This window comes from Polaribacter sp. BAL334 (assembly GCF_015767435.1).
Taxonomy (GTDB): Bacteria; Bacteroidota; Bacteroidia; order Flavobacteriales; family Flavobacteriaceae; genus Polaribacter.
The window spans coordinates 1-1,234 of sequence record NZ_JADWOV010000234.1 but is presented as its reverse complement, the minus strand read 5'-3'; the positions used below and the strand labels follow the sequence as shown (position 1 = coordinate 1,234).

The 1,234-nt window shown below is 33.7% G+C and carries 1 protein-coding gene; it reads left to right on the top strand.

The window, feature by feature from the left end; all coding sequences use genetic code 11:
- The coding region (locus tag IU405_RS03365; protein WP_197437204.1) for a SusC/RagA family TonB-linked outer membrane protein at positions 1–1,234 on the top strand (1,234 nt) is incomplete at both ends.

Sequence of the window (1,234 nt, the reverse complement as noted above, 5' to 3'; positions counted from 1 at the left end):
GTTTCAGTAATAGTTAAAGGAACTACAATAGGAACATCAACCGATTTTGACGGAATTTTCACCATCAAAAATGTCCCTTCTAATGCTACTTTGGTAGTTTCTTATCTTGGTTTTAAAACAAAAGAGGTTAAAGTTGCTGGTCAAAAAAATTTCAAAATCACTCTTGAGCCAAGTGCAGAATCATTAGATGAAATTGTGGTTGTTGGTTATGGAACTGCAAGAAAATCAGATCTAACAGGATCTGTTGTTACCATTTCAGGAGCGGACGTAAAAGAACTCCCAATTCCCAATGTTGCAGAAGCTTTAACAGGTCGTTTGGCTGGTGTGCAAGTTTTATCATCAGAAGGTTCTCCTGATTCTGAAATAAAAATTAGAATTCGTGGGGGTGGTTCGTTAACGCAAGACAGTTCTCCATTAATTATTGTTGATGGTTTTCCTGTAAATAGTATCAATGATGTTTCGTCTTCGGATATTGAAAATATAACAGTTTTAAAGGATGCTTCCTCAACTGCAATTTATGGTTCCAGAGGTGCTAATGGTGTGGTAATTATAACAACCAAAAGTGGTAAAGAGGGGAAAGTAACTGCAAATTTTAACATGTTTTATGGTGCGAAATTAATTGCAAATACAATTGATGTTTTAGATACTGAAGATTTTGTGAAATGGCAATATGAATATGCATTGATGGATAATCAAATTTCATCATATGAGAGATTTTTTGGATTATGGCAAGACTATGATCTTTATGCAGGTCAAAAAGGAACAAATTGGCAAAAACAAATTTACGGACAAATGGGTGAGGTTGAAAGCCGAGATTTATCAGTAAGAGGTGGTTCAGAAAAATTTAATTTCAATTTCAACTATGCAATGTATGATGAAAAAGCGATTATGATCGGTTCTAATTTTAGAAGAAATAACCTTTCATTATCATTAAAAAGCAAGGCAAGTAAAAAAGTTGATTTATCATTCACCTTACGATATTCTGATACTGAAATAAATGGAGGTGGTGCTAATGAGCAAAATGAAATTTCCTCTGCAGATGCTCGTTTAAGACACAGTGTTGGGTATTCTCCAATTCCATTGCCTGGATTAACAACTGATGATACTGATGATGCAATTGCAAGTTATTTGGTAAATCCTTTTGTTGCGGTTGATGATAATCAGCAACTAAAACTGAGAAAAAACTTCAATATGGTTGGAAGTTTTTCTTGGGAAATTAAAGAAAATCTAAAAT